The 6,000-nt window shown below is 61.6% G+C and carries 6 protein-coding genes; all 6 read right to left on the bottom strand.

Annotation, left to right across the window (positions count from 1 at the left end; genetic code table 11):
• Nucleotides 1-227: 227 nt before the first annotated feature.
• The 6 genes from ASD64_RS18465 to ASD64_RS18440 all read right to left on the bottom strand — a co-directional run bounded on the left by ASD64_RS18465 (nucleotide 228) and on the right by ASD64_RS18440 (nucleotide 5,952).
• On the bottom strand, nucleotides 228-635 hold the full coding sequence (locus tag ASD64_RS18465; protein WP_056108085.1) for a F0F1 ATP synthase subunit epsilon: 408 nt from the start codon (nucleotides 633-635) through the stop codon (nucleotides 228-230).
• A 63-nt stretch (nucleotides 636-698) separates the two neighbouring features.
• Nucleotides 699-2,249, bottom strand: coding sequence for a F0F1 ATP synthase subunit beta (gene atpD, locus ASD64_RS18460; protein WP_056108082.1), 1,551 nt, complete (start codon nucleotides 2,247-2,249; stop codon nucleotides 699-701).
• A gap of 71 nt (nucleotides 2,250-2,320) precedes the next feature.
• Complete coding sequence (locus ASD64_RS18455) at nucleotides 2,321-3,199, bottom strand: F0F1 ATP synthase subunit gamma (protein ID WP_056108079.1); 879 nt, start codon at nucleotides 3,197-3,199, stop codon at nucleotides 2,321-2,323.
• A 33-nt stretch (nucleotides 3,200-3,232) separates the two neighbouring features.
• Nucleotides 3,233-4,762: a F0F1 ATP synthase subunit alpha gene (atpA, locus tag ASD64_RS18450; RefSeq protein ID WP_056108076.1), complete on the bottom strand. Its 1,530-nt coding sequence runs from the start codon at nucleotides 4,760-4,762 to the stop codon at nucleotides 3,233-3,235.
• Nucleotides 4,762-5,322, bottom strand: a complete 561-nt coding sequence (locus ASD64_RS18445; protein ID WP_056108075.1) for a F0F1 ATP synthase subunit delta — start codon at nucleotides 5,320-5,322, stop codon at nucleotides 4,762-4,764. The genes atpA and ASD64_RS18445 overlap by 1 nt, the downstream gene beginning before the upstream one ends.
• A gap of 234 nt (nucleotides 5,323-5,556) precedes the next feature.
• On the bottom strand, nucleotides 5,557-5,952 hold the full coding sequence (locus ASD64_RS18440) for a DUF4345 family protein (protein ID WP_056108072.1): 396 nt from the start codon (nucleotides 5,950-5,952) through the stop codon (nucleotides 5,557-5,559).
• Nucleotides 5,953-6,000: the final 48 nt, after the last annotated feature.

Here is a 6,000-nt window from a genome sequence, read left to right as displayed (position 1 = left end):
AAAGGCCAATCCCTTGACCAAACCCTGATCAGAAAACCATACTCAGAGGTGGCTCACTTCTCGGTGGAAAAACCGGCTCAGTTCCGCGTGGAAACCAACACGCGGGTCTCTTCTTTTCGGCTGTTGCAACTCATTGGTCGAACACACAGCCGTGGCTCGGGGCAACGTCAATAAAAAAAAGCCGGGCGAAACCCGGCTTCTCCATGATGAAGAGACGTGCTGCTTGCTTATGCCGGCAGGATGGCGCCTTCCAGCGTCGTGAGTTGGTTCAGGAACCGCTCGGCCTTGGAGCGCGCATCGTCGTCCTTGGCGTCCGTTACGTCCTCGCGCGCTTCCTGGATGCGGCGGGCGATATCCTCACGGTCGATGTCATTGACCGATACAGCCGATTCCGCCAACAGCGTGCAACCTCCGGGCAGGATATCGGCGAAGCCGCCGAATACCACGTAACGCTCCTCCTGGCCGGAGGCAACCTTGAGGGTGACGACGCCCGGCTTGATAGTGGTCATGACCGGCGCATGGTTGGCCATCACCGTCATTTCGCCTTCGGCTCCGGGAATGACGACGGACTCGACCTGTTCCGAAACGAGCAGGCGCTCCGGCGAAACCAGTTCGAATTGAAAGCTCTCAGCCATGACGTCTCACAGTGGTTTGGATCGATCTGCGCGGGCAGGTACTCGCGCAAGTCTGAACGATGCTTAAGCCGCCTCGGCCGCCAGACGCTGGGCCTTGTCGACCGCTTCCTCGATGGTGCCGACCATGTAGAAGGCAGCCTCTGGGAGGTGGTCGTATTCGCCGTTGCAAAGGCCCTTGAAGCCCTTGATGGTGTCGGCGAGGTCGACCAGCTTGCCGGGCGAACCGGTGAACACTTCGGCCACGAAGAACGGCTGCGACAGGAAGCGCTCGATCTTGCGCGCGCGCGCAACCGTGACCTTGTCCTCCTCGGACAGTTCGTCCATGCCGAGGATGGCGATGATGTCTTGCAGCGACTTGTAGCGCTGCAACGTCGACTGGACCTGGCGCGCGACCTGGTAGTGTTCTTCGCCGACCACCAGCGGGTCGAGCATGCGGGAAGTCGAGTCAAGCGGATCGACGGCCGGATAAATGCCCTTTTCCGCGATGGAGCGGTTGAGCGTCGTCGTCGCGTCCAAGTGGGCGAACGAGGTTGCCGGCGCCGGGTCGGTCAAGTCGTCGGCGGGCACGTAAATCGCCTGCACGGACGTGATCGAGCCCTTGTGCGTCGTCGTGATGCGCTCCTGCAACTGACCCATGTCGGTGGCCAGCGTCGGCTGATAGCCTACGGCCGAAGGAATACGGCCAAGCAGCGCCGACACTTCCGAACCTGCCTGCGTGAAGCGGAAGATGTTGTCGACGAAGAACAGCACGTCCTGGCCCTGGTCGCGGAAATATTCGGCAACCGTCAGGCCGGTGAGGCCGACGCGGGCGCGCGCACCCGGCGGCTCGTTCATCTGGCCGTAGACGAGTGCGGCCTTGGAACCTTCGCCGCCGCCCTTCTTGTTGACGCCGGATTCGATGAACTCGTGATAGAGATCGTTGCCCTCGCGGGTACGCTCGCCGACGCCGGCGAACACCGAGTAGCCGCCATGCGCCTTGGCGATGTTGTTGATCAGTTCCTGGATCAGAACGGTCTTGCCGACGCCTGCGCCGCCGAACAGGCCGATCTTGCCGCCCTTGGCGTAGGGAGCCAGCAGGTCCAGAACCTTGATGCCCGTGATGAGGATCTGGGCTTCCGTCGACTGATCGACATAGTCGGGGGCGGGCTGGTGGATGGCGCGGAATTCGGTCGCCTTGACCGGGCCTTCCTCGTCGACTGGTTCGCCGATGACGTTGATGATGCGGCCGAGCATTTCCGGACCGACCGGCACCGAGATCGGACCGCCGGTGTCGGTAACCGACTGGCCGCGAACCAAGCCCTCAGTGGAGTCCATGGCGATGGTGCGCACGGTGTTTTCGCCGAGGTGCTGGGCAACCTCGAGAACAAGGCGGTGACCGACGTTCTCGGTCTCCAGCGCGTTCAGGATCGCGGGCAACTGGCCTTCCTCGAACTGCACGTCGACGACGGCGCCGATGACCTGACGAACCTTGCCGACAGCACCGGTGGCCTTGGCGGCCGCACGAGGAGCCTTTGCCGCAGCGGCGGGCGCTGCCGCCTTCTTGGCCGGTGCAGCGGCCTTCGCCGGTGCTGAAGTCTTAGCGGTCGCCTTTTTGGGGGTCGCTGCCTTTGCCATCGTCTTTAACCCTTTTCGTCCGTTTGTTTCTCACATGACGCCACGAAGACCACCGGCCTCCATGGCACATGCTAGAGCGCCTCGGCGCCCGAAATGATCTCGATGAGTTCCTTGGTGATCTGCGCCTGCCGCTGCCGGTTGTAGGTGATCGACAGCTTGTTGATCATGTCGCCGGCGTTGCGCGTCGCATTGTCCATCGCACTCATCTTGGCGCCCATCTCGCCAGCCGCGTTTTCCAGCAGCGCGCGGAAAACCTGCACCGAGATGTTGCGCGGAATGAGATCGGAAAGGATTTCGCCGGGCTCCGGCTCGTATTCGTATACGGCGCTGCCGTTTGCGGCCTCGCCCGTCGAAACCGTAGCAGCCGGAATGATCTGCTGCGAGGTCGGGATCTGCGAGATCACCGACTTGAACTGCGAATAGAACAAGGTGCAGACGTCAAAGGCGCCTTCGTTGAACAGGCTAACGATCTTCCTGGCGATTGCATCAGCATTGACGAAGCCGAGCGTCTTGACCTCACGCAGATCGACACGTTCGATGATCATCGAAGCGTAATCGCGGCGTAGGATGTCGAAGCCCTTCTTGCCGACGCAAACGATCTTTACCGTCTTGCCCTCGGTAAGCAGCTTGCGGATATGATCGCGGGCAAAGCGCGCGATCTGCGAGTTGAACCCGCCGCACAGGCCGCGCTCGGCGGTGCAGACGACGAGCAGATGCACGTCGTCATTGCCGGTGCCGGTCATCAGCGCGGGAGCATCGCCGCCGCCGCCGACGGCCTGGGAGATATTGGCCAGAACCGCCGCCATGCGCTCCGAATAGGGACGCGCGGCCTCGGCAGCTTCCTGGGCGCGGCGCAGTTTCGCCGCGGCGACCATCTGCATCGCCTTGGTGATCTTCTGCGTCGCCTTGACTGAGGCGATGCGGTTACGAAGGTCTTTCAGTGACGCCATGCTTCAAACTCTGTTCCCGCGGCCGATCTCTGCTCAGGCAAAGGTCTTGGCGAAAGTGTCGATCTCGGCCTTCAGCTTGCCGCGCAGATCGTCCGAGAGTGCCTTTTCCTTGCGGATGGCTTCCAGAACGTCCTTGCCGGTCGAGCGCATATGCGACAGCAGGCCCTGCTCGAACTTGCCGACATCGCCGACGGCCAGTTTGTCGAGGTAGCCGTTGACGCCGGCGAAAATCACCGCAACCTGCTCTTCCGTCTTGAGCGGCGAAAACTGCGGCTGCTTGAGCAATTCGGTCAGGCGTGCGCCGCGATTGAGCAGGCGCTGGGTCGAAGCGTCGAGGTCCGAACCGAACTGTGCGAATGCCGCCATTTCGCGGTACTGCGCAAGCTCGCCCTTGATGGAGCCGGCAACCTGCTTCATCGCCTTGATCTGGGCCGAGGAGCCGACGCGCGACACTGACAGGCCGACGTTCACGGCAGGACGGATGCCCTGGAAGAACAGGTTGGTTTCCAGGAAGATCTGGCCGTCGGTGATCGAGATCACGTTGGTCGGGATGTAGGCCGACACGTCGTTGGCCTGTGTCTCGATGATCGGCAGGGCGGTCAGCGAACCGTTGCCATGATCGTCGTTGAGCTTCGCAGCGCGCTCCAGCAGGCGCGAATGCAGGTAGAACACGTCGCCGGGGTAGGCTTCACGGCCCGGCGGGCGGCGCAGCAGCAGCGACATCTGGCGATAGGCGACGGCCTGCTTGGACAGATCGTCATAGGAGATCAGCGCATGCATGCCGTTGTCACGGAAATATTCGCCCATGGTGCAACCGGCGAAGGGAGCAATGTACTGCAGCGGGGCCGGATCGGACGCGGTGGCCGCGATGATAATCGAATAGTCGAGCGCGCCGCGCTCTTCGAGAATTTTCACGAACTGCGCGACCGTCGAACGCTTCTGGCCGACAGCAACGTAGACACAATAGAGCTTTTCCGATTCCGGACCGCTCTCGTGGATGGCCTTCTGGTTGAGGATGGTGTCGAGGATGATGGCGGTCTTGCCGGTCTGGCGGTCGCCGATGACCAGTTCGCGCTGGCCGCGGCCGACGGGGATGAGCGCATCGATGGCCTTCATGCCGGTCGACATCGGCTCATGCACCGACTTGCGCGGGATGATACCGGGCGCCTTGACGTCAACGCGGCGGCGCTCCTTGGTCTTGATCGGCCCCTTGCCGTCGATCGGATTGCCGAGTGCGTCGACGACGCGGCCGAGCAGTTCCGGACCGACCGGCACGTCGACGATGGCGCCGGTGCGCTTGACGGTGTCGCCTTCCTTGATGTCGCGGTCGCTGCCGAAGATGACGACGCCGACATTGTCGGCTTCAAGGTTGAGGGCCATGCCGCGGATGCCGCCGGGGAACTCGACCATCTCGCCGGCCTGAACGTTGTCGAGACCGTAAACGCGGGCGATGCCGTCACCGACCGACAGAACCTGGCCGACTTCGGAAACTTCGGCTTCCTTGCCGAAATTCTTGATCTGATCTTTCAGAATTGCGGAGATTTCCGCGGCGCGGATGTCCATCAGCCGACCTCTTTAAGTGCAAGCTTGAGCGAATTGAGTTTGGTTTTAAGCGACGTATCGATCTGGCGCGAGCCCATCTTGACGATCAGGCCGCCGAGCAGCGAAGGATCGACGGTAACGTTGATGGTCACGTCCTTGCCGGCGACGCCTTTCAGCGCAGCCTTGAGTTCCGTCTGCTGGGCAGCGCTGAGCGCATGCGCCGACGTGACGTCGGCAGACGCCTCGCCACGATGTTCGGCGGCAATCTTGCGGAATGCCCTGATCATGCCCGGAACCGCGAACAACCGGCGGTTTTGGGCCACGACCCGCAGGAAATTGCCGGCGAGACCCGTGATCTTGGCCTTATCGGAGATTGCGGAGATGGCGCGCTCCTGATCCTCGGCGGCAAACACCGGGCTTTCGATGAGGCGCTTCAGATCGGCGCTTTCGGCCAGCATGGTCTCGAAGCTGGTCAGCGCAGCTTCGACCTTGGCGACGGAATTCTCCTGAAGCGCGAGATCGAAAAGTGAGCCTGCATAACGCTCTGCAACACCCGAGATTGGCGAGGACGACTGTGCCACGGACCGTCTTTTCTCTTGTTTGACAGGCCATAGATTGTGGCGCGAGTAAAAACTCTGGCTAAATCTTTGACCTTACTTAGGTTTTCTCAAGCCCAAGGGAGCGGCTTCCGCTTCCCCCGGCTGAAAGTCGATTGCCGTCTAGCACAGGCCTTTTCATACCGCAATCATCGACGGGCAAGGAATTCCGGCACTATTGTCGCATCCGGCGATCAAGCTCTGCCGCGAACCGCCATTTCAGGGCAAAAAGCCGAAGGCGAAGGCAAGCGGAAATGCCGCCAACACCAGATCGACCAGAATCGCGACCCAGTTGTAGGGGGTATTCGCGCCATCTGTCATCATGCCGAGGATTCGGCCGAATGCCGTGAACAGCCAGGAAAAACCGAGGGCCATATAGAGCAGAGGTTGCGCCAGCAAAATGGCACACAAACCGAGGCCAAGATAGAAGCCGGCAATACGGCTGCGTCCTTCCGCAATCGCTTCCGGCTTGTCGGGATGCGGCTGGAGCCTAAGCGCCCTGAACGCCAGTCCCGGCGCCAGGAACAATATGAGCCCCAGCGCAACAGTGACGGCGGCACTTGACCATGCCAGCCACTCGCCCTGGCTCATCGGCCACGGAAACGAAAACTCCATCGCGATCCCTCTTTGTCCGCCACTTCGACCTACAGCGCGTCGCGCTCA

It is taken from the genome of Mesorhizobium sp. Root157, assembly GCF_001427385.1.
Lineage (GTDB): Bacteria > Pseudomonadota > Alphaproteobacteria > Rhizobiales > Rhizobiaceae > Mesorhizobium.
The sequence above is the reverse complement of the archived record's forward strand: the minus strand, read 5'-3'. Positions and strand labels throughout refer to the sequence as shown.

Bases quoted from the DNA above. Each gene is read 5' to 3' on its own strand.
- ASD64_RS18465 (WP_056108085.1), bottom strand. From the start codon at position 635: ATGGCTGAGAGCTTTCAATTCGAACTGGTTTCGCCGGAGCGCCTGCTC.
- atpD (WP_056108082.1), bottom strand. From the start codon at position 2,249: ATGGCAAAGGCAGCGACCCCCAAAAAGGCGACCGCTAAGACTTCAGCA.
- ASD64_RS18455 (WP_056108079.1), bottom strand. From the start codon at position 3,199: ATGGCGTCACTGAAAGACCTTCGTAACCGCATCGCCTCAGTCAAGGCG.
- atpA (WP_056108076.1), bottom strand. From the start codon at position 4,762: ATGGACATCCGCGCCGCGGAAATCTCCGCAATTCTGAAAGATCAGATC.
- ASD64_RS18440 (WP_056108072.1), bottom strand. From the start codon at position 5,952: ATGGAGTTTTCGTTTCCGTGGCCGATGAGCCAGGGCGAGTGGCTGGCA.